This is a genomic window from Sphingomonas sp. Leaf407 (assembly GCF_001425385.1).
Taxonomy (GTDB): Bacteria; Pseudomonadota; Alphaproteobacteria; order Sphingomonadales; family Sphingomonadaceae; genus Sphingomonas.
Map to the genome: position 1 here is coordinate 1,009,079 of NZ_LMQO01000001.1, position 20,311 is coordinate 1,029,389.

The 20,311-nt window shown below is 68.3% G+C and carries 17 protein-coding genes and 2 tRNA genes; 7 read left to right on the forward strand and 12 right to left on the reverse strand.

What is annotated here, in order from left to right; genetic code table 11:
- Positions 1-312 carry a hypothetical protein gene (locus ASG37_RS04515; protein ID WP_055756446.1) on the reverse strand — a complete coding sequence of 104 codons (312 nt, stop codon included), beginning with the start codon at positions 310-312 and terminating at the stop codon, positions 1-3.
- A 341-nt stretch (positions 313-653) separates the two neighbouring features.
- Here ASG37_RS04515 and ASG37_RS04520 point away from each other — a divergent pair, with 341 nt between their 5' ends.
- Positions 654-908: a hypothetical protein gene (locus ASG37_RS04520; protein ID WP_055756449.1), complete on the forward strand. Its 255-nt coding sequence runs from the start codon at positions 654-656 to the stop codon at positions 906-908.
- Between the two features lie 426 nt (positions 909-1,334).
- Entirely contained in the window at positions 1,335-2,207 is an 873-nt protein-coding gene (locus ASG37_RS04525) for an exonuclease domain-containing protein (RefSeq protein ID WP_055756450.1), read from the forward strand.
- A 312-nt stretch (positions 2,208-2,519) separates the two neighbouring features.
- On the opposite strand, the gene ASG37_RS04530 is transcribed toward ASG37_RS04525, so the two are convergent.
- Positions 2,520-2,596: transfer RNA gene (locus ASG37_RS04530), tRNA-Arg, on the reverse strand.
- An 83-nt stretch (positions 2,597-2,679) separates the two neighbouring features.
- On the opposite strand from ASG37_RS04530, the gene ASG37_RS04535 reads away from it, so the two are divergent.
- On the forward strand, positions 2,680-3,168 hold the full coding sequence (locus tag ASG37_RS04535) for a hypothetical protein (protein ID WP_156349162.1): 489 nt from the start codon (positions 2,680-2,682) through the stop codon (positions 3,166-3,168).
- A 139-nt stretch (positions 3,169-3,307) separates the two neighbouring features.
- Here the strand turns inward: ASG37_RS04535 and ASG37_RS04540 are convergent, their stop codons facing one another.
- Genes ASG37_RS04540 through hemB form a run of 3 tightly spaced genes read right to left on the reverse strand, consistent with a single transcriptional unit; the run spans position 3,308 to position 7,022 of the window.
- Positions 3,308-5,512 carry a spermidine synthase gene (locus ASG37_RS04540; RefSeq protein WP_055757324.1) on the reverse strand — a complete coding sequence of 735 codons (2,205 nt, stop codon included), beginning with the start codon at positions 5,510-5,512 and terminating at the stop codon, positions 3,308-3,310.
- A complete protein-coding gene (locus tag ASG37_RS04545; protein WP_055756454.1) occupies positions 5,509-6,039 on the reverse strand; it encodes a GNAT family N-acetyltransferase in 531 nt (176 codons plus the stop codon). The genes ASG37_RS04540 and ASG37_RS04545 overlap by 4 nt, the downstream gene beginning before the upstream one ends.
- Positions 6,036-7,022 carry a porphobilinogen synthase gene (gene hemB / locus ASG37_RS04550; protein WP_055756456.1) on the reverse strand — a complete coding sequence of 329 codons (987 nt, stop codon included), beginning with the start codon at positions 7,020-7,022 and terminating at the stop codon, positions 6,036-6,038. The genes ASG37_RS04545 and hemB overlap by 4 nt, the downstream gene beginning before the upstream one ends.
- Before the next feature lie 82 nt (positions 7,023-7,104).
- Between hemB and ASG37_RS04555 the strand changes: the two genes are divergently transcribed.
- Entirely contained in the window at positions 7,105-7,983 is an 879-nt protein-coding gene (locus ASG37_RS04555) for a diacylglycerol/lipid kinase family protein (RefSeq protein ID WP_055756458.1), read from the forward strand.
- 115 nt (positions 7,984-8,098) lie between these two features.
- On the opposite strand, the gene ASG37_RS04560 is transcribed toward ASG37_RS04555, so the two are convergent.
- From ASG37_RS04560 to ASG37_RS04575, 4 genes are all read right to left on the reverse strand, one after another.
- On the reverse strand, positions 8,099-10,900 hold the full coding sequence (locus tag ASG37_RS04560) for a valine--tRNA ligase (RefSeq protein WP_055756460.1): 2,802 nt from the start codon (positions 10,898-10,900) through the stop codon (positions 8,099-8,101).
- Positions 10,901-11,486: 586 nt separating this feature from the next.
- Positions 11,487-12,059 (reverse strand): DUF2497 domain-containing protein, encoded by a 573-nt coding sequence (locus ASG37_RS04565; protein WP_055756462.1) that lies wholly within the window; start codon positions 12,057-12,059, stop codon positions 11,487-11,489.
- Between the two features lie 35 nt (positions 12,060-12,094).
- Complete coding sequence (locus ASG37_RS04570) at positions 12,095-13,666, reverse strand: TolC family outer membrane protein (protein ID WP_055756464.1); 1,572 nt, start codon at positions 13,664-13,666, stop codon at positions 12,095-12,097.
- Between the two features lie 8 nt (positions 13,667-13,674).
- Positions 13,675-14,340 carry a protein-L-isoaspartate O-methyltransferase family protein gene (locus ASG37_RS04575; RefSeq protein WP_055756467.1) on the reverse strand — a complete coding sequence of 222 codons (666 nt, stop codon included), beginning with the start codon at positions 14,338-14,340 and terminating at the stop codon, positions 13,675-13,677.
- A 172-nt stretch (positions 14,341-14,512) separates the two neighbouring features.
- Between ASG37_RS04575 and ASG37_RS04580 the strand changes: the two genes are divergently transcribed.
- The 3 genes from ASG37_RS04580 to ASG37_RS04590 all read left to right on the forward strand — a co-directional run bounded on the left by ASG37_RS04580 (position 14,513) and on the right by ASG37_RS04590 (position 18,997).
- Positions 14,513-14,586: transfer RNA gene (locus tag ASG37_RS04580), tRNA-Cys, on the forward strand.
- 40 nt (positions 14,587-14,626) lie between these two features.
- Positions 14,627-15,484 carry a formyltetrahydrofolate deformylase gene (gene purU, locus ASG37_RS04585; protein WP_055756468.1) on the forward strand — a complete coding sequence of 286 codons (858 nt, stop codon included), beginning with the start codon at positions 14,627-14,629 and terminating at the stop codon, positions 15,482-15,484.
- Between the two features lie 216 nt (positions 15,485-15,700).
- On the forward strand, positions 15,701-18,997 hold the full coding sequence (locus ASG37_RS04590; RefSeq protein WP_055756470.1) for a glycosyltransferase: 3,297 nt from the start codon (positions 15,701-15,703) through the stop codon (positions 18,995-18,997).
- Between the two features lie 249 nt (positions 18,998-19,246).
- Here the strand turns inward: ASG37_RS04590 and ASG37_RS04595 are convergent, their stop codons facing one another.
- The 3 genes from ASG37_RS04595 to ASG37_RS04605 are packed head-to-tail and all read right to left on the reverse strand — an operon-like array spanning position 19,247 to position 20,310.
- The gene (locus ASG37_RS04595) at positions 19,247-19,576 is read right to left on the reverse strand and encodes a hypothetical protein (protein WP_156349164.1); all 330 of its coding nucleotides are present in this window, start codon (positions 19,574-19,576) and stop codon (positions 19,247-19,249) included.
- A gap of 42 nt (positions 19,577-19,618) precedes the next feature.
- A complete protein-coding gene (locus ASG37_RS04600) occupies positions 19,619-19,966 on the reverse strand; it encodes a hypothetical protein (protein ID WP_055756474.1) in 348 nt (115 codons plus the stop codon).
- A 41-nt stretch (positions 19,967-20,007) separates the two neighbouring features.
- Positions 20,008-20,310, reverse strand: a complete 303-nt coding sequence (locus ASG37_RS04605; protein ID WP_055756476.1) for a YdeI/OmpD-associated family protein — start codon at positions 20,308-20,310, stop codon at positions 20,008-20,010.
- Position 20,311: the final 1 nt, after the last annotated feature.

Sequence of the window (20,311 nt, forward strand, 5' to 3'; positions counted from 1 at the left end):
TCAGCGGCTACCCCGGTGATCGTCGGACAGGCCCGACAGGAAGGCGCGAAGATTGCGCGACGCCGCCGGTTCGTCCGACGTCGCCCCGCGTTCGGACGGGGTCGCTCCCCCGTAGCGTGCGAACATCGGCGCGCCCGGCGGCGGGGCCGCGCGATCGGGAATTCGCTGCGGCCGGCCGACGACCCGCGGGTCCTCGAGCAGCGCCGCGAACAGCGGCCATGGTTCGAGGTCCGAGATCGGATCGGCAAAAGCCTCGTAGCGGAAATCCCGCCGGCCCAGCTTTTCGAGAAGCGCGGTAACGTCGCGTCGCATATCGGATCCTTCCGGGGACATGCTATGCACCGGATAGCGCTTACAGATGGTTAACGCGCTTCTGTTCCAGCAAAAACAGTCCCTTACCCCGCCGAATACCGGGCAACCGTCCAGCGGGACAGCGCGATCAGTCAGGCAAGACCGTTGGCACCGGTCTTGGGGCTACAGGCCGAGGATGCCGGCCACCGCCTTGTTGCTGTGCCCCATGACCAGCAGGTCGAAGACCGTCCGCGCGCGGACGGCGCGCCGCCGTCGTGACCATCCGACGCCCTCGGCCATTGCCGCGACGATTGAGCCAGCCCCCTCTCCCGCATCCGTCACTGCTGCGCTATTGCCGGGCGATGGCGAGGAAGAAACGCTACCTGACCGCGACGATGGCCGATGGCTATGTGAAGACGATCGGCCCCACCGCCGCGCCGTTCACCCATTACTGGCGCATCGTCGCCCATCTGCACAACGGCAAGACCGAGGTGTTCTGGGGGCATGCCACCTCCGCGAAGGACGCCGTGGCCAAGGAAGCGCTGACCCGACAGGCGGCGAAGCGGCACGGATGGAAAGGATTCGATTTCGAGGTGGTCGAACTCACCGAAGGCTGAGCGCGCACCGCTTCGTCGCTGGTACGGACAACGCTCCCATCGACCGTTGGCAATATCATTCGGCACGAGCCCCCGGCCATCGATCGGCAAGCGCAACTGGCGGAACGCCGGCGCCGCTCCCGGCGGTCGAGGACGGCCGTACCGCCGTCGACCCGCCATCGCCCCCCGCCTGCCAGTCGCGCGAAACGTTCGTCGGGACGCAGCAGCAGTTCCGATCCCGTCTTTATCACTCCGACAGAGGATAATGACCGGCCAGACCGCGATGCTTGCCTGCCTCCGGCTCCGTCCGGTGTCGCCCGGCGGATCGCTGCTCACGCATGTCCCTGGGTGGCGGGTACGGGAACGACGTCATCATCCGTCGAACGTCGTATCGGTGCGGGCCGGCGGCTTGAACAGGTCCGTCGCCGGCCTGTATGCGCTGTCGCCATGTCGTTGTCTCCCAAGAAGCACGGTGTCGGCGTTGATCGGATCGCGGACGCGCCCGACTTCGTCGTCATCGACGTCGAAACCGCCTGCTCGCGGGTCAGCAGCATCTGCCAGATCGGCATCGTCGGTTTTCGCGACGGGGGGATCGCGTTCGAATATGAAACGCTGGTCGATCCGCAGGACCAGTTCAGCAGCTTCAACACGCGGATTCACGGCATCACCGCAGAGCATGTGCGGGGGAAACCGAGTTTCGCGGATGTGCATGACGTCGTCACCCGCCACCTGGGCGGGCGGATCACCGTCGCGCATTCCTATTTCGACAAGGGCGCGATGGCCGCCGCGTGTCGTGTTCACGACCGGACGATGGTCGATACGACATGGCTCGACAGCGTGGGGGTGGCGAAACGGGCGTGGCCGGACCTGCCGAGCCACAAGCTCAATATCGTGTCCCGCCACCTCGGCATCCCGCTGAAGCACCACGACGCGCTCAGCGATGCGCGCGCCGCCGGCATGATCGTCGTGAAAGCCATCGAACATACCGGAGTGCCGCTGGCGGACTGGATGGCGCCGCCGGTGCGGTCGCGCATTCCCGCTGCCCCGCCGCCGGCCGCGACGGGACCGCTCGCGGGCGAGCGGGTGGCGATCCTCGGCCAGCCCCGCAACGGTCCGCTCGCCCGGCGGATCGCGGCGAGCGGCGGTCGCGTCATGTCCGGGGTGGGCACCACGACCACGATCCTCGTCGTGACCGGGGACGAGCCGTTCGGCTATATTCGCTTCGACGCGCACTATCGCAAAGCGGAGGCGCTGCGGCAGTCCGGCGGCGCGATCAGAATCCTGTCCGAACGCCAGCTCCTCGATTTCCTCGGCACCTGACCGCCCCGTGGTTACGACGCCGGGCGCGATGTCCAAGCGGATTGCGCCCGGACCATGGCGCGCCCTATCGAGGATTCCGTCGAACCGGTCAAAGGCGAGATAACGGGCGGCGCGTCGAGCCGAAGCCGATCGCCCCGGAAAACTGCCGGAAGACCGGCCGTCCTTACGATGGGCCTGCCGGGACGTGCAGGGGCTCATCGGATGGCCGACCGCACCCGTTGACGACCTGGATCGCGCCGATTTCAGAATATGGGGTATGATACCCTGGACAAAGAAAACCCCGCCAAGTCAGTGACTTGGCGGGGTTTTCCATGGTGCACCCAGAGCGATTCGAACGCCCGACCCTCAGATTCGTAGTCTGATGCTCTATCCAGCTGAGCTATGGGTGCCCGGTGGAGGCCGCCTGTTAGATGGGGAAATTCATGCTGGCAACCCCGTTGTGTCATTTTTTTATGCTTACTATCGAATATCCATGACCCGAGCCCGCATCCTGTCCGCCTTTCTTGCCCTCAGCGCCTGCGCCGCGCCATCGGGGGACTATCCCTCGCTATTGCCGCGCCCGATCGAGCGGATCAGCCTCGCTGAACCGGTCCGCCCGGTCGCGGTCGCCACGCCCGATGCGGCGCTCGATTCCCGGATCGCCGCGCTCACCGCAGCGGTCGCCACCGCCAGCGGCAGGTTCGACACCGCCGTCGCCCGCGCCCGCCCGGCGGTACGCAGCGGCACCGGCAAGGCCGAAGGCAGCGAGCCATGGCTCGGCGCACAGGTCGCGCTGGCCGGGCTGGACGTGGCGCGGACCGGGATCGATGCGCCGGTCGCCGATCTCGAACGCCTCGCGATCGATCGTGCCGCCGCCGGGCAGCCGCCCTATCCCGCGCTCGACGCCGCGCTGGAGCGCGCGACCCGCACCGCCACCGCCCAGCGCGCAACGATCGCAGCGCTGACGGCGGCGCTGCGCTGATGTTGTGAGGACTGATCCAACGGGGTTGGATCAGTACGGCACCGGCCCGCTCCCCCACCCGGCCACCCATCAAGAATACGCTGTGGGTGGCCGGGTGGGGGAGCGGGCCGGTGCCGCATCCGCGTGAGCGGATCGGACGTTACTGCAATGCCCGCAGAACGGGCAGGATCGACGCATAATCGTCGGTCCATGGCGAGGCATCGGACGGTGGCAGCGGCACCCAGTCGCCACCGCTCGCCAGCAATTCGGCGAGCACCTCCGGGTCGGGGGTAAGCGCGATCCATTCGGACCCGGTTTCGCCGTTCGCCTCGCTCGCCGGCTGGTACGACAGTCCGGCCGCCATCCACCCGCCCGCCGTCGCCGCGACCACCGGCCCCAGATCGAGGTAGCGGTTGGAGATATGCACCAGCAGCAGCCCCTTACGCCCCAGTACCCGACGATAGGTCGCGAACGCCTCGCGCGTCATCAGGTGCATCGGCACCGCGTCCGACGAAAAGGCATCGAGCACCAGCAGGTCGAGGCTGTTCGCCGGCTGATCGGTCAGTGAGAGTCGCGCATCGCCCATCACGATCCGGGCATCGGGCAGGCAGTTGCGCAGGAAAGTAAACGCGCCCGAATCGCGCGCGATCCGCACCACCGTCGGGTCGATCTCGTAGAAGCGCCATTGCTGCCCCGGCCGGGCGTAGCACGACAGCGTCCCCGTCCCCAGTCCGACGACGCCGATGCGCGCTTTCGGACCATAGATCACGGGGGCAGCGCGCAACGCTTCGCCGACGCCCGATTGCGGTACGTAATAGGTCGTCGGCGTCCGTTCGCGTGCCGGCGATCCGGTCAACTGGATGCCGTGCAGCGTCGTGCCATGCTGCAACTCACGCACGCCATTGCCATGCGCCACGGTATAGACGCCGAAATAGCTGCGGGTCCTCGCCCCCGGCTCCAGCGACAGTTCGATCGCGCGATAGCCGCCGAACAGGTAAAGCGCCCCGGCCAGCGCCACGACATAGGGCAGCCGCGCGCCGATTGCGAACAGCCCGATCGCGACGATCCCGAAGAAGGCGACGGCATCGGCCTTCGTGCCCAGCATCCCGGCCGGATTGGTCAGCCCCAGCACCACCAGCACGACGACTCCGCCGATCGCCACGACCGACAACACCGTCGCCCGCGCGCGCCACAGCCGCTCGGTCATCGGCAGCAGGAACGGCAGCGGCGCGAGCAGCCCGGCGGCGAGGATCAGCAGCGGATATTCATAGGTCCAGTCGAACACCACCGGCGCGACCAGCCCGGCAAACACCCCGCCCAGCGCGCCGCCGACCGACATCGCCAGATAAAAGCCGGTCAACCGCGCCGGGGCGGGGCGCAGCGCGTGCATCCGGGTATGCAGCGACACCGACACCGCGAACAGCAGCAGCAGCGCCGCCAGCGCGTTGAGCAGCGGAAAATCATGATGCCCGGCGATCATCATGCCGCCGAACACCAGGATCGTGATCGGCGCGTAACGGGTGATCGCCTCGGCCATCCCCCGCCGGTCGGCAAAGGCGACGGTGAAGCTCAATAGATACAGGCCGAGCGGCAACACCCACAGCAGCGGCACCGCGACGATGTCGGTCGTCAGGAACGTCGTCGTCGCCAGCATCAGCCCCGAGGGCACGAGCGCCAGCACGATCCAGTGCGCCACCCGCCGCATACCCGGTGCCGGCCCCGGATCACCGACGACGACGGCATCGCGCCGCAGCGGCAACAGCCAGCCGCACGCGACGACCAGCAGCAACAGCACGCCATAGCCGATGCTCCAGCCCCAGCTCTGCCCCTTGAGCGACAGGAGCGGTTCGACCAGCAACGGATACGCGATCAGCCCGGCAAAACTGCCGACGTTCGACGCGGCATAGAGCGCATAGGGATCGCGCCCCGGACAGGCGAAGGCGAACCAGCGTTGCAGCAGCGGTGCCTGCGCCGACACCGCGAAGAACAACGGCCCGATCGATGCCGCCAGCAGCCACGGCGTCCACAGCACCGGTTCGGCCCCGGCGGGCACCTGCCCCGCCAACACGCCGATCGGCAGCCATGCGGCGGCGAGCAACAGCAGGAGCAGATGCACCGTCGCCTGCGCCTTGGGCACCAGCTTGCCGAGCAGATGGGCATAGGCATAGCCGCCGAGCAGCAGCGCCTGATACACCAGCATCGCCGAATTCCACACCGCTGGCGCGCCGCCCAGTTGCGGCAACGCCATGCGCGCGACCATCGGCTGGACGAGGAACAGCAGGAACGATCCGGTCAGGATCGCCGCGACATAGGTCAGCCGGATCGGCAGGCCACCGCCCCGCCCCTCGCCTTCGCCATCGTTCACGGGCGCGTCTTCCAATAGGTGACATGACGCTGGAGCGGGCTGTCATCGGGCACCGCCGGATGATCGAAATCCTCACCCATGCTGCGGACCATGCCGATCCGCTCCATCAATCCCCAACTGCGTATATTGGTCGCGGCGGTGATCGCCCCGATGCGATCGACGCCCAGATTGACGAACCCCCAGTCGAGACTGGCCATCGCCGCCTCGCGCGCCAATCCCTGCCCCCAATATTCCTTGCCGAAGCGCCAGCCGATCTCGACTCCGCCTTCCAGCGGCGTACCCTCGGCACCCGGCTTCAACCCGCAGAAACCGATCATCGTCGCGGTCGCCCGCGCCTCGACGACCCAGAAACAATAGCCGTGCGTCGCCTGATAGCCGTCCTGCCGGTCGATCGCGGCATCGACTTCGGCCGGGGTCATCGGCGCCGGGAAATAGCGCATCACCTCCGGGTCGGCGCAATGCGCGTAGAATATCGGCCGGTCGCGATCTTCCCAGCGGCGCAGCACCAGCCGGTCGGTGGCGATCATGCTCCCAGCAACCGCGCCGCATGGACCGCGTGATAGGTCAGCACCCCGCTCGCCCCCGCCCGCTTGAACGCCAGCAGCGTTTCAAGGACCAGCGCGTCGCGGTCCCCCGCACCCACCGCGACCGCCGCCTCGATCATCGCATATTCGCCCGACACCTGATAGGCGAACACCGGCACGCGGAACTCGGCCTTCACCCGCGTCACGATGTCGAGATATGGCAGCCCCGGCTTCACCATCACGCTGTCCGCGCCCTCGGCCAGATCGAGCGCGACCTCGCGCAGCGCTTCCTCATGGTTGGCGGGGTCCATCTGATAGGTCTTCTTGTCGCCCTTCAGCAGCCCGCGAGAACCCACCGCATCGCGGAACGGGCCGTAGAAGGCGCTGGCATATTTGGCGGCATAGGCCATGATCTGGACATTGTGATGCCCGTCCGCCTCCAATGCGGCGCGGATGATGCCGATACGGCCGTCCATCATGTCCGACGGCGCGATGATGTCGCTGCCCGCCGCCGCCTGCACCCGTGCCTGCCGTACCAGTGCCTGCGCCGTCACGTCGTTCAGCACATAGCCCGCCGCATCGACGATCCCGTCGTGACCATGGCTGGTATAGGGGTCGAGCGCGACGTCGGTCAGCACGCCGATGTCGGGCACCGCATCCTTGATCGCGCGGATCGCGCGGCACATCAGATTGTCGGGATTATACGCCTCCTTGCCGTCGTCGCTGCGCAGCGCTTGCGGCGTATTGGGGAACAGCGCGACGACCGGAATACCCAGGTCGCGCGCCTCACGCACCCGCTCGACCAGCGAGGGCAGCGTCCAGCGGGTGACGCCGGGCAGTTGCTTGACCGGCGTATCCTCGCCCTCGGTCACGAACAGCGGCCAGATCAGATCGGCGGGCGTCAGCAGCGTTTCGGCATGCAGACGGCGGCTCCAGGCGGACGCGCGGGTGCGGCGAAGGCGCAGCGCGGGGTAAGCGGCGGACATGGGCCGGACTTGTGGGCCATGCACCGTATCGGATCAACCGAAAGTCGTGCGGCGATTTTCGTTACGGAGCGTTACCGACCGCATGATCCACATCCGATCCGCCGCCATGATCGTCAACGCCCGGTCACGGCGCGGTCAGGCCCAGTTCGCCGAGGCGTGCAAGGCGATGCAGGGCCTGCCGTACAAGGTGGACGCGCATGCGGTGGAGGACCCCGACGATCTTGTCCCGCGGTTAAAACAGGTGCTGGCCGCCAAGCCCGATCTGGTGGTGCTGGGCGGCGGCGACGGGACGATCAGCAGCCTGGTCGACCATCTACTGGGGCATGACGTGATCCTCGGCGTGCTGCCGTTCGGCACCGCCAACAGCTTCTGCCGCACGCTCGGCATCCCGCTCGACATTCCCGGCGCGGTCGATGTGTTGCGCACCGGGCGCCCAAGGCGGATCGACCTCGGCATGGTCGATGGCGACTATTACGCCAATTGCGCCGCGATCGGCATCTCGCCGCTGATCGCGCAGACCATTCCGCACGGCGTCAAGAAATTGTTCGGGCGCGCGGGTTATCTCAGTTGGGCGGCGCTCCAGTTCGCGCGGTTCCAGCCGTTCGAGCTGACCGTCACCAACGGCAGCCATGTCCAGCGACTGACCGCGACCGAGGTCCGCATCTCCAACGGCCCCTATCATGGCGGCACCGAACTGGTCGAAGAGGCGCAGGTCGACAGCGGCGAGATCGTCGTTCAGGTCGTGTGCGGCAAGGGCAAGCGTTCGCTAGTCCGCAACTGGGCAGCGGGGTTCTTCCGCCTCGACTCGCGCCGGGTCGATACCGTGTCGTTCCACGGCCAGTCGCTCCGCATCGAAACCGTGCCCCCGCTCCCTATCTCAATCGACGGCGAGGTACTGGCGAAAACCCCGGTCACGGCGAAGATCGCCGCCGGCATCATCGAAGTAATGGCACCGGCGTAAGCCACCCCCACTCGTCATTCCGGCGAAGGCCGGAATCCACGGATAAGGGAACGGTAGCGACTCCATCGATACCGCTCGTGACCGTGGATTCCGGCCTTCGCCGGAATGACGAACGTCAGCCCAACCGCCCCAGCGCCGCGTGCAGCCGCGCCGCCTCGGCCATCTTGTCGGCGTGATCGGCGCGCGCCTTATCCACCGCCTCGGGCTTCGCGCGTTCGACGAAACTGGCGTTGCCCAGCCGCCCGGCCAGCGCATCGCGTTCCTTCTCCGCCGCCGCGATCGCCTTGGTCAGCCGCGCGCGCTCCGCGTCGAGGTCGATCACCTCGCCCAGCGGCAGGACGAACGTCGCCTCGTCCACCACGATCTGGAGCGCGCCGCCCGCCGGTGCCTCGCCCTCGACCCGATCGACCCGCGCGAGCCGCGCCAGCACCGCCGCTTGGGCGGCCAGCCGTTCGCCGGTCAGCGCCGAGGCATCGCGAACATGCAGCGGCAGCCGCGCGCCCGGCGGCACGTTCAGCTCGGTCCGCGCGGCGCGCACTTCGCTCACCAGCCGGATCAGCCAGTCGATCTCGGCGCGCGCACCCGGATCGATCGCGCGCGCATCCGCCATCGGCCAGCGCGCGACGATCAGGTCGTTGTCGCGTTCCCCAAGCGCATGCCACAGTTCCTCGGTGATGAACGGCATGAACGGGTGGAGCATCACGAGGATCTGGTCGAGGACCCATCCCGCCACCGCGCGGGTTTCCTCCGCGCCCTCGCCGCCGCCCTGCAACACCGGCTTGATGAGTTCGAGATACCAGTCGCAGAACCGGCTCCACGTGAACTGGTAGATGGTATTGGCCGCCCCGTCGAAGCGCAGGTCGGCAAGTGCCAGGTCGAGCGCCTGTACTGTCTCGATCGTCTCGGCGATAATCCAGCGGTTGACCGCGAGGTCGGCGGCGGGTGCCTCCAGCGCCTGCGACGCGCCGATGCCGTTGGCCTGCGCGAAGCGGGTCGCGTTCCACAGCTTGGTCGCGAAGTTGCGATAGCCCTCGACCCGCTTCTCATCCATCTTGATGTCGCGGCCCTGGCTCTCCATCGCCGCCATGAAGAAGCGCAGCGCATCGGCGCCATACGCATCGATCAGCCCGAGCGGATCGACGGTATTGCCCTTCGATTTCGACATCTTCGCGCCATCGGCGGCGCGGACGAGGCCGTGGAGATACAGCGTCTTGAAGGGCACTTCGTTCATGAAGTGGATGCCCTGCATCAGCATCCGCGCATCCCAGAAGAACAGGATGTCGAAGCCGGAAATCAGCACGTCGTTGCTGTAGCGCCCGCCCAGCGTCGGATCGGTGTTCTCCGGCCAGCCCAGGGTCGCGAACGGCCACAGGGCGGAGGAGAACCAGGTGTCGAGAACGTCTTGATCGCGTTGGAGCCGGATTGTCGTGCCCGACCGACTATGAATTGGCCCTTCTTCGATCTCCACCCAGTATTCGTGAGTGGTTCGATCCAACGAACTATAATAGCCTTCCGCTTCCGCTAACGCTTCTTCCCACGTCTCGGCAACGAATGCGCGCTCACCGTGAGAAACATCGAGCTTTCCATCGGTGACGACTGGTCCAAACCACGCCGGGATGCGATGCCCCCACCACAACTGCCGCGATACGCACCACGGCTGGATGTTCTCCATCCAGTTGAAATAGGTCTTTTCCCACGACTTGGGCACGATCTTGACCGCGCCCGATCGCACCGCCTCGATCGCCGGCTGCGCCAGCGTCGCGGCGTCGACATACCATTGGTCGGTCAGCCACGGCTCGATCACCACCCCCGATCGATCGCCATAGGGCGTCTGGATGCGACGCGGCTCGGCGTCATGCTCCACCCCGTCCTTGTCGACGTGCGGGACGAGGAAGCCCTGTTCCTTGAGCGCGGCAACGACGAGACGGCGAACGTCGGCCGGAGCCTTCGGGTCATTGCCCGGCAGCCCGAGATACTCGGCAGGAATGCCACCGCACTGCACGACCCGCGCTTGTGCATCGAGCATGTTGAGCATGTCGGCGGCCTTGAACCCGGCGCGCTTGCCGACCTCGAAGTCGTTGAAGTCATGCCCCGGCGTGATCTTGACCGCACCCGACCCCAGTTCGGGATCGGCATGCTCGTCCGCCACGATCGGGATCAGCCGGCCGGTGATCGGCAGGCGGATCATCTGTCCGATCAGCGCGGTATAGCGTTCGTCCGCCGGGTTCACCGCCACCGCCATGTCGGCCAGCATCGTCTCCGGCCGGGTCGTCGCGACGTGGATGAAGCCGCTGCCATCGGCCAGCGGGTAGCGCAGATGCCAGAAACTGCCCTGGACCTCGCGCGTCTCGACCTCCAGATCGCTGATCGCGGTGCCGAGGCCCGGGTCCCAGTTCACCAGCCGCTTGTCGCGGTAGAGCAACCCTTCGCGGTAGAGTTGCACGAAGACCTTCAGCACGGCGGCTGAAAATCCCTCGTCCATCGTGAAGCGTTCGTTCGACCAGTCCATCGAACAACCCAGCCGGCGGAGCTGCCCGGTGATCGTACCGCCGCTCTCCGCCTTCCATTCCCACACCTTGCCCACGAAATCGTCGCGGGTGAAGTCGGTGCGCTTCTGCCCGGCCTGCGCCATCTGCCGCTCGACCACCATCTGCGTCGCGATGCCGGCATGATCGGTCCCGACCACCCAGCGCGCGTCCTTGCCCTGCAACCGCGCATGACGAACAAGGATGTCCTGCAACGTGTTGTCGAGCGCGTGACCGATGTGCAGGCTGCCGGTGACGTTGGGCGGCGGGTTGACGATCGTCCACGGCTGCGCGCCCGGCCGTTCGGGGCGGAACAGGCCGGCCTGTTCCCAGTGCGGATACCAGCGGGCCTCGATGGCGGCGGGGTCGAAGGTCTTGGGCAGTTCGCTCATGCTGTGGCGAATGGCGCGGAACCGGCGGGGTTGCAAGGGGCGGGTCGCCCGGTGCTGCTGCCGGGAAGGGAAGATTGGTTCACGCGAAGGGGTTACGCCTGGGGCTGATCGACATTCCGTCGGCCGTGACGCCAGCAAAGACCATTTCCGTCACCCCGGACTGGTTCCGGGGTGACGAAGGAGGGTGGCATTTTCGACTACGAACTGCACCGGAATAGCTGAGTGTCGATCGGCCCCAGGGCTGATCCACCCATCCCGAAACAAACGTCATCCCGGCGAAGGCTGGGATCTCCCGGGGAGTGCGCGCGACAGGAGCCGCTTGAGGCCCCGGCCTTCGCCGGGGCGACGGTTCCGGGCGGGCGGATCAAATTTCAAAAAGGGAAAGAGGATTTTCGCGCGGAGGCGCGGAGGCGCGGAGAATGTCACGCCTGCCGCGACAGCAGCGCTTCAACTTCACCGGGGGCAGGAAAGAGGCTTCGCCGGAACGCCGACGGAGGTTGCGCTCGCACCCACCTCTGCGCCTCCGCGCCTCTGCGCGACCAACCCTTCTACTTCTTCCGCGTCTCCGCGTGAACCGGTCCTGCTTCTACCGCCCGCTGATCCGGGCGATTTCCTTGGCGACCATCGTCTCGACGATGCCGGGCAGCTTGGCGTCGAGCCATTCGCGCAACATCGGGCGGAGCATCTCGCGCACCAGCCCTTCGAGCGAATCGGTGCCCGGCGTCTCGGGCTTCACCAGCATCCGCGACAACTGGTCGAGCGAACCACGGCTCGCCTCGGCCGCGCGGTCGGAAACGATCGCCGGATCGATCGAGGGTGCGGCAGCGGCGGCAGGCATCGGCGCAGGCTCCTGCACGGGGGGTTCGGGTTCGGCGACGAGGCGGGGGGCCTCGGCGACGGGTTCGGGCGCTTCGGCCCGGATCGGTTCGACACGGATCGATTCGACCTTGGCCTGTTCGATCCGCGGCGGCGGTGGCGCCGCGACGCTGTGGTTCAGTTCGAGGATGTCGTCCCGGTCGTCCAGCTCGCGCGGCTGCGCGGTGCGGATCGACTTGCGGCCACGGATGGCCTGTGCCGATCCTTCGCCTTCCTCGGCGATGATCCGTTTGATCGAGGACAGGATGTCCTCCATCGACGTATCGGCTCCGACATCCCCCATCGCCACCCTCATGTGCAAAACGTCCCTGTAATCGCTCAGTTGTCGGGTCTGGCGGCCGGGCTGTCAACGCCCGGTGTCACGCCATCGCCGCCACGACGCCGGTCCGGCGCGTCGAGCCCGTCGGTCGGGGTATAGGGATTGGCGCTGCGCTGCAACTTCGGATCAAGCTCGCGTGTCACCGCCGGCGTCTGCGCGGGCGTGTTCACCGTGCCCGGCGCGACCGGTTTCGGCGCGGGGTCGTCGCTCCAGTCCCAGCTCTTGCCCCGTACCCGGTCGTAATTGGCCACCGGATCATACAGCGCGCCGCCGTCGAGCCCGAGGTCGCGCGCCTCCGCCCGGCCCATCGCCGCCAAAAGCGCGAAGCCCGCGACATAGGCGTCGCGCCGCGCCGTCACCAACTGCACCTGCGAATTGAGCAGTTCCTGTTCGGCATCGAGAATGTCGAGGATGGTGCGCGTGCCGACGCTGTTCTCGGCGCGAACGCCCTCCAGCGACAGCTTGTTCGCGGTGATCTGTACTTCCGACGACTGGATCACCCGCAACGCCGATTGCCATGCGGCATAGGCGGAGCGCGCGTCGGACACGACGGCGCGCTCGGTCTGCGTCACCTGTTCGATCGCGACGCCCTCCAGCGCCTGCGCCCGGCGGATCTGCGCGGCGGGGCGGCCGCCCTGATAGAAGGGCATCGTCACCCGCACGCCGGCCTGCGCCTGTCCACCGTCCTGTTGCAGCACGATGCCGTCGATCGACTGCGCCGATCCGAGGAAGCTGGTATAGCTGCCGGTCAGGAACGCGCCGACCTGCGGCAGCCGGTCCGCCCGCGCAACGCGGACATCGAACCCGGCGGCGTCGCTCGCCCGCTGCGCCGCGACCAGTGCCGGATTGTTGGCGACCGCGACCCGCACCGCGCCATTGGGATCGGCGGGGAGGTTGGGCAGGCCCGGCGGTGGATCGAGCCGGCCGGCCGGGGCACCCGTGACCTCGACATAATTCTCGCGGCTGGTGACGAGATTCGCCTCGGCCTGCTGCAACTGCGCCTGTGCCTGCGCCAGCCGCGCCTCGGACTGGGCGACGTCGGTGCGGGTCAGGTCGCCGACCTGGAACCGATCGCCCGACGCGCGCAGGTTCACCTGCAACACGCTGACGTTCTGCTGGTTGAGCCGGACGATCGCCTCGTCGCGCAGCACGTCGTTATAGGCGGCGACGACGAGGGTGAAGACATTGGCCTCGGTGCTGCGCAGGCTGGCGCGACCCGCCAGCACCCGCGCATCGGCGGCACGCACGCCGTTCTTCACCGCGCCCCCGGCATAGAGCGGCAACGACGCGGTCGCCTGCGCCTGGCCGATGCGCGGTGCCTGGGTCACGCCGCGCGTCTGGGTGTTCAGCACCTGTTCGGTGACGGTGCCCTGCGTCGTGACCTGCGGCAGCCCCTGCGACCGGGCGATCGGCACGGTTTCGTCGGTGGCGCGCAGATTGGCGCGCGCGCCGGTCAACTGCGGGTTCGTCGCATAGGCGCGCACCAGCGCCTCGCGCAGCGTTTCGGCCCCCGCCGGCCCGGCGAGGAGCGCGACGAACGCGGCTCCCGCGGCAAACTTCCCCCCCCGCATCGTCTTCCCTACCTTGCGAACTGGAACGTCTTGGGACGGGCGAAGCCCGGCAGCACGACGCAATCGAGATCGGCGAACTCGGTCAGGCCAAAGCCGCCGCCGGTCTTGCGACCGAGCGCCAACCGGGTGACGCCGCGATCGACGATTCCGGTGGTCAGCCGCCCGCCCGGTGCCAGTTGCGCGACGATCGCGTCGGGCACCTGCTCGACCGCGCCGTCGATGAGGATGACGTCATAGGGCGCGGCGGCGGCCCAGCCCTGCGTCAACGGCCCCTCGACCACCTCGGCACCGGCGACGGCGCCGCGCGCGGTCGCGACCATCGCCGCATCCTCCTCCAGCGCCACGACCGATCCGGCGATCCGCGCGGTGACGGCGGCCGAATAGCCGGTGGCGGCACCGATAATCAGCACCCGGTCGTCGGCCAGGACCTCGGCGGCGGTCAGCAGCCGGCCGAGGATCAGCGGCGCGTTGATCGCCCGGCCCCCGCCCAGCGGCAGCGCGGCATCGCGATAGGCGACGCCCGCCTGCGCGGCGGGGACGAACGCCTCGCGCGGCACGTCGCCCATCGCCTCCACGACGCGCGGATCGCTCACCGCGCTGGTGCGAAGCTGGCTGACGACCATCGCATGGCGCATGGCGTCGAAATCGGACGGGGAACGGGTCGTGTCGGTCATGGCGGAGTCCTGTCGCACAACTGTTTTAGGGGCGCAATACACATCGCGCGAATTCGCCGGCTGTCTATCGCGCCGGCGCACCGCCGCCAAGCGAGCAGAAACGTATATTTTGCCCGGGGACGGTTGACACCGCGCCGTTCCCCCCGCATTGGCCCGCCTCCCACGACATCGAGGCGCGATGGCGGAGTGGTGACGCAGAGGACTGCAAATCCTTGCACCCGGGTTCGATTCCCGGTCGCGCCTCCAGTCGGTTTCCCGACATTTTTGATTTCTGAGGGTGCAGCCGATGACCGCGCACGTCCTGACGCTGTCCTGCGCCGACCGGATCGGCATCGTCGCCGCCGTCAGCGGGCATCTGGCCGGGATCGACGGCTTCATCCTCGACAGCCAGCAATATGCCGATCTGGATGCCGGCCGCTTCTTCCTGCGCGTCGAGTTTCGCGGCGCAGGCCCCGCCTTCCCCGCCGCGGCCGATGCCTTGCGCGCCGGCTTCGCGCCCGTCGCCGGGCGGTTCGGGTGCGACTGGTCGATCACGCCGCGCGACGCGCGGATGCGGATCGTCATCGCGGTGTCGAAGGGCAGCCATTGCCTCAACGACCTGCTCCACCGCTGGAAGACCGGCGATCTGCCGGTCGAGATCGTCGGCGTCGTCTCCAACCACGAGACCCTGCGCGCGCTGACCGAATGGCATGGCGTGCCGTTCCATCACCTGCCGATCGTGGACGGCGACCGCGCCGCGCAGGAAGCGGCGATGCTTGCCGTCGTGCGCGACGGGCAAGCCGACCTGCTGGTCCTCGCCCGCTACATGCAGGTGCTGGGACCCGATCTGTCGGCGGCGCTCGCCGGGCGCTGCATCAACATCCATCACAGCTTCCTGCCGAGCTTCAAGGGTGCCCGCCCCTATGCCCGCGCGCATGATCGCGGCGTCAAGCTGATCGGCGCGACCGCGCATTACGTCACCGGCGATCTCGACGAAGGCCCGATCATCGAACAGGCGGTCGAGCGCGTCGACCACCGCGACACCGAAGCCGACCTGATCCGCATCGGCCGCGATGTCGAGGCGCAGGTGCTGGCCCGCGCCGTCCGCTGGGCCGCCGAACGCCGCGTGTTCCTGAACGGCCACCGGACGGTGGTGTTTCGGTAGCGCAAAATCTCCCCTCCCTGACAAGGGAGGGGCTGGGGGTGGGTTGGCCTGCGGGGAACGGTGACGCCTGCCACGGGCCGACCCACCCCCGCCCCCTCCCTTGTCAGGGAGGGGAGTATGCCCCGCCGCCGCCGTGACGAAAAGTTCATGCGGCGCTCACCGCCCCGCCGCCCGCCGCCCCCTAAGCGCCGATCCGATGCAACAGGGACACCGGCGTTGAGCAAACCCATCTTCTTCGATCCGACCGGGCGGCGTGGCGTCCGGGCACGGCGCGGCGTCGCGCTGCTGATCCTCGCCGTGGTGCTGGCGGCGATCGCGTTCGCCACCACGCTCGTCGTGACGCCGCGCTCGCTCGGGCTGCCGCTGCCGTTCGCCAGGCGGCATGGCGAGGCGTTCGCGCCGCGCGATGACCGGCTTGCGCGCCCCGACCGCTGGTTGCCGCGCCGCGCCGTGCCCTCGCCCGACACGCCGCAGACGATCGGCTTCTACGCGCCCGACACCGACGGCGGCATCGCGTCGCTGCGCGCCCATGCCCGCCAGCTCGACTGGGTCGTGCCCGCGCTGGTCACGGTCGACGGCACCCAGCCCCACCCGATCGACGACCGCCAGCTCGACCAGTTCCTCGCCACCACCCCCCATGCACCGAAGCTGGTGCCGATGGTCCAGAACATCGTCAGCGACGGCTGGGACGGCACCGGTGCCGCCACGATGCTCGCCGACCGGGCAAAGCAACAGACGCTCATCGCCGCGCTCGCCACCTATGTCCGGCAGCAGCACGCCGGCGGCCTCGTGATGGATTACGAGAGCATGCCCGCCGCCGCCGTCGCGCGCTATCCCGCGTTCCTCGCCCGGCTGCATGCGGCGTTGCCCAAGGGCGCCGAACTCGCCGTCACCGCGCCCGCGGGCGACGCCGACTGGAACCTCGCCGCGCTGGCCAAGGTCAGCGACCGGGTGATGCTAATGGCCTATGACGAGCATTGGGAAAGCGGCAGCGCCGGGCCGATCGCCTCGCAGCCATGGTTTCTGGCTCAGGTCGAAGCGGCCATCGCCAAGGTCGGCCGCGACAAGCTGACCGTGGCGCTCGGCAGCTATGCCTATGACTGGCACGGGCGAGCGGCCGACGCACTGTCGATCGAGGAAGCATGGCTCGCCGCGCACGATGCCGGCGCGGCCGTCGGCTTCGACCGCACCAGCGGCAACGCCGGCTTCGCCTATGACGACGAGGATGGCGCGCATCACCAGATTTGGATGCTCGACGCGGTGACGAGCTGGAACGAACTCGCGGCGCTGCGCCGCCTCGGCATCGACGATGTCGCGCTCTGGCGGCTGGGCAGCGAGGATGCCGGCTTCTGGAACGATCTCGCCGCCTTCCGCACCCCGGCCAAAGTCCCCCGGCTCGAAACCCCGCGCACCGCGCTCAACGTCGATGTCGAGGGCAGCGGCGAAATCCTGAAGATCACCGCCCGCCCGACCGAAGGGCAACGCGCGCTGACCTTCACCCCGCAGGGCGTCATCGCCGACGAACAGTATCGCCGCCTGCCGGCCCCCTATGTCGTGCAGCGCGCCGGTGCCGCCGACCCGAAGGCGATCGCGCTGACCTTCGACGACGGCCCCGATCCCACCTGGACCCCGCCGATCCTCGACGTTCTGGAAAAAGCCAAGATTCCCGGCAGTTTCTTCGTGGTTGGTGAGAATGCGCTCGAACATCCCGGCCTTCTGCAACGGATGGTCCGCGACGGCGACGAGATCGGCAACCACAGCTACACCCACCCCAATCTCGCCACCACCGGCGAGCGCACGACGAAGCTGGAGCTGAACGCCACCCAGCGGCTGATCGAGGCCTATACCGGCCGCTCGACCACGCTGTTCCGCGCGCCCTATTTCGGCGACGCCGAACCGACGACCATGGACGAGATCGCGCCCGCGCTGCTGGCGCAGGATCTGGGCTATACCGTGGTCGGGCTGCATATCGATCCCAACGACTGGCAGCGGCCCGGCACCGACGCGATCGTCACCCAGGTGGTGAACCAGATCGCCGCCGCCACGGCGGAAAATTCGGGCAACGTCGTGCTGCTCCATGACGGCGGCGGCGACCGCGCGCAGACGGTGGCGGCGCTCCCGCAGATCATCGCCACGCTGAAGGCACGCGGCTATCACTTCGTCACCGCCTCGCAACTGGTTGGCGTGCCGCAAGCGGTGGCGATGCCCAAGGTACAGGGCCGCGACCTGCTGGCGGTGCGCACCGATGTCGCGATCTTCATCGTGCTGGCGATCCTCTCGATCGTGCTGGCATGGCTGTTCTATCTCGCCATCGCGCTCGGCATCGCCCGCGCGGTGCTGCTCGCCGGCCTCGCCTGGTTCCAGGCGCGGCGCGAACGGCCAGTGCCGCCGGTGTATCGACCCACCGTCTCGGTCATCATCCCCGCCTATAACGAGGAACGGGTGATCGCCGATTCGGTCGCTCGCGTGCTGGCCAGCGACTATCCGGGGCTACAGGTCATCGTCGTCGACGACGGGTCGAAGGACGCGACCAGCGCGGTGGTGCGCGACCGTTTCGCCGGCGATCCCCGCGTCACGCTGCTGACGCTGGTCAACGGCGGCAAGGCGGCGGCGCTCAACCGCGCGTTGCAGGATGCGACCGGAGAGGTCATCATCGCGCTCGACGCCGATACCCAGTTCGAGGCCGAGACGATCGCCCGCCTCGCCCGCTGGTTCGCCGATCCCAGGCTCGGCGCGGTCGCCGGCGATGCGCGCGTCGGCAACCGGGTGAACCTCGTCACCCGCTGGCAGGCGGTCGAATATATCACCGCGCAGAACCTCGAACGTCGCGCGCTGGCCGGCTTCGACGCGATGACGGTGGTGCCGGGCGCGGTCGGCGCATGGCGGCGTGCGGCGCTCGATGCGGTCGGCGGCTATCCGGAGGATACGCTGGCGGAGGATCAGGACCTGACCATCGCGATCCAGCGTGCCGGCTGGCGCGTCACCTATGATCCGCGTGCCGTCGCGTGGACCGAAGCGCCCGAAAGCTTCAGGGCGCTCGCCAAGCAGCGCTATCGCTGGGCGTTCGGCACGCTGCAATGCCTGTGGAAGCACCGCGCTATCCTGCGTACCGGCAAGCCCGCCGGCCTCGCCCGCATCGGTCTGCCACAGGCATGGCTGTTCCAGATCGCGTTTGCCGCCATCTCGCCGCTGATCGACCTCGCGCTGCTGCTCTCGATCACCGGCACCATCGTCCGCGTCGTCCAGCATGGCTGGGCGCAGACCAGCGGCGATGTCGGCACGATGGGGCTGTACTGGCTGGCATTCACCGCGATCGACGTGGCGTGCGGCTGGATCGCCTACCGCCTCGACGGCAACCGCGCGCGCTACCCCGCACACCTGCTCGTCGCGCAGCGCCTGGTGTACCGCCAGATCATGTACTGGGTCGTGCTGCGCGCCATCGCCTCGGCGATCGGCGGGTTCGTCGTCGGCTGGGGCAAGCTGGAGCGCAGCGGCCGGGTGGCAACGGCGTGAGGGCGGGTGTGAAAACGCGCGGTTGCGGGTTTGGCGGATCGACGTTCAGTCGGAACCAAGGACTTCCGTCATTCCCGCGCAGGCGGGAATCCATAGCCGCCAACGTTTCGGCTGGAGTTGCGACAATGGCGCATATGGACTCCCGCCTTCGCGGGAGTGACGACAGGGGAGGAGCGGTCGTCCCGTGCCAGCGAACTGAATGTCGATCAGCCCCAAATCTCACACGTTGGCGCGTTTCCAGACAGAATTTCAAAACGGCAGTTTCAGCCGCACCATCATCCGGTTGCTGACCACGCCGGGCGCCACCGTCGCCTGTTCCACCTCGGCGGCGGCACGCAGGTCGCCGACCACCCCCGTCTCCGCCTTCACCGTGTCGTCAAAGCGGGTGCGATCGACGGGGCGCAACCGGTAGCGTTCCTGCCGCACGTCGCCGCACACGAGGATCTCGTCCTCCGATGCAGCCCCCCGGCAGCGCGCCGGCGGCAACAACGGCGTCAGCTCGATCCGCGCGGGCGGCACCGCCACCGCCTGAACCAGCGACCATGCCCAGAACATCCGCCCCGCCTCCCCGTCGCCCAAGACGATGCCGGCGGATTGCGGCGCAACGACGGCAGGGCCGCTTCAGCGCAAAGGCTCGGCCCCCAACCGGTCGAGCCACGCCTGCGCCTGCTTCGGCTCGCCCACCGCCTGCGGGCCGACCGGTCCGCGCGACCGCAGGAACTGTTGTTGCAGCTCGAACGCCGGCAGGCCCAGTTGCTCGCGCGCCGCGTCGATCGCGTCGCCGATCTCGGCCAGATGGTCGATGACGGGGGCGGTCGCCGCCCGCACCCGGCGATCCGCCTGATGATCGAACAGCCCCGCTTTCCCGGCGGCCGTCACCCGCAGCGCCGCGATCAACGCCGCTGCATAGTCGGCTTCGAGTTCGATGCGGCGATCGTCGAGCCGGGCGAGACGTTGTGCTTTGGCCATGGCCGGGTCGTACCGCGCGGCAGCGGGGCCGGCAACCGCCGCTACCGTTTCCCGTCGATCAGCACCGCTTGCTGCCACTTGCCCGGTGCCTTGTCGGTGCGGTGGATACAGCCCGGCCAGCAACACGGCCGCTGCTTGCCCTCCAGCAACGACTCGACCGTCCGTCCGATCCGCCGCTGACGGGTCGCGGTCTGCTTGGCATCCTCGATCCAGCACAGAAACTCGTTGCGCCCGATCGGTGTCAGCGCCTGCCACCGTGCGAGCACCGCCGGGTCGCCCTCGATCGCGGTCCGCACGTCCGCTGCCGCGTCATGTACCATTCCCTGCGCGAAGCCTTCGCTCATG

Bases quoted from the DNA above. Each gene is read 5' to 3' on its own strand.
- hemB (WP_055756456.1), bottom strand. From the start codon at position 7,022: ATGTCCGCCGCTTACCCCGCGCTGCGCCTTCGCCGCACCCGCGCGTCC.
- ASG37_RS04545 (WP_055756454.1), bottom strand. From the start codon at position 6,039: ATGATCGCCACCGACCGGCTGGTGCTGCGCCGCTGGGAAGATCGCGAC.
- ASG37_RS04515 (WP_055756446.1), bottom strand. From the start codon at position 312: ATGCGACGCGACGTTACCGCGCTTCTCGAAAAGCTGGGCCGGCGGGAT.
- ASG37_RS04520 (WP_055756449.1), top strand. From the start codon at position 654: ATGGCGAGGAAGAAACGCTACCTGACCGCGACGATGGCCGATGGCTAT.
- ASG37_RS04535 (WP_156349162.1), top strand. From the start codon at position 2,680: ATGACCCGAGCCCGCATCCTGTCCGCCTTTCTTGCCCTCAGCGCCTGC.
- ASG37_RS04575 (WP_055756467.1), bottom strand. From the start codon at position 14,340: ATGACCGACACGACCCGTTCCCCGTCCGATTTCGACGCCATGCGCCAT.
- ASG37_RS04525 (WP_055756450.1), top strand. From the start codon at position 1,335: ATGTCGTTGTCTCCCAAGAAGCACGGTGTCGGCGTTGATCGGATCGCG.
- ASG37_RS04605 (WP_055756476.1), bottom strand. From the start codon at position 20,310: ATGAGCGAAGGCTTCGCGCAGGGAATGGTACATGACGCGGCAGCGGAC.
- ASG37_RS04565 (WP_055756462.1), bottom strand. From the start codon at position 12,059: ATGGGGGATGTCGGAGCCGATACGTCGATGGAGGACATCCTGTCCTCG.
- ASG37_RS04560 (WP_055756460.1), bottom strand. From the start codon at position 10,900: ATGAGCGAACTGCCCAAGACCTTCGACCCCGCCGCCATCGAGGCCCGC.
- ASG37_RS04600 (WP_055756474.1), bottom strand. From the start codon at position 19,966: ATGGCCAAAGCACAACGTCTCGCCCGGCTCGACGATCGCCGCATCGAA.
- ASG37_RS04570 (WP_055756464.1), bottom strand. From the start codon at position 13,666: ATGCGGGGGGGGAAGTTTGCCGCGGGAGCCGCGTTCGTCGCGCTCCTC.
- ASG37_RS04555 (WP_055756458.1), top strand. From the start codon at position 7,105: ATGATCCACATCCGATCCGCCGCCATGATCGTCAACGCCCGGTCACGG.
- purU (WP_055756468.1), top strand. From the start codon at position 14,627: ATGACCGCGCACGTCCTGACGCTGTCCTGCGCCGACCGGATCGGCATC.